This window comes from Massilia sp. CT11-108, from assembly GCF_047302915.1.
In the GTDB taxonomy this organism is placed as follows: Bacteria; Pseudomonadota; Gammaproteobacteria; order Burkholderiales; family Burkholderiaceae_D; genus Telluria; species Telluria orientalis.
Window position 1 is genome coordinate 1 of sequence record NZ_JBKYMO010001362.1, and the last position, 341, is coordinate 341.

A 341-nucleotide genomic window follows, 5' to 3' on the forward strand; every position below is an offset into this window, starting at 1 on the left:
GGCTGCGGTCCGTGGTCAAGGACCAGGGGGCGCTGGCGCATCTCGAGGAAATGCTGGGGGTACCGCCGGCGGGGTAAACTCTCCGCACCATGGACTTCAAACGATTGAAAACCTTCGTCCGCGTGGCCCGCACGCTGAACTTCAGCGAGGCCGCGCGGCAAATCCACCGCACGCAATCGAGCGTCACGGAACAGATCCAGGCGCTGGAGGCCGACCTCGGCGTGCCCTTGTTCGACCGCTCGAACCGCAGGCTCGCGTTGACGGACGGGGGCGCGTGCCTGCTCGATTACGCGGACCGGCTGATCCGCCTGGCGGACGAGGCGCGCGCCGCCGTCCTCGCC

Annotated in this window: 1 protein-coding gene; it reads left to right on the top strand. The window is 68.6% G+C overall.

Annotated elements, in window-relative coordinates:
* Positions 1–104: 104 nt before the first annotated feature.
* Positions 105–341 (top strand): LysR family transcriptional regulator (locus ACEN88_RS34800; RefSeq protein WP_413346977.1); only part of this gene is annotated, 237 nt, incomplete at its 3' end.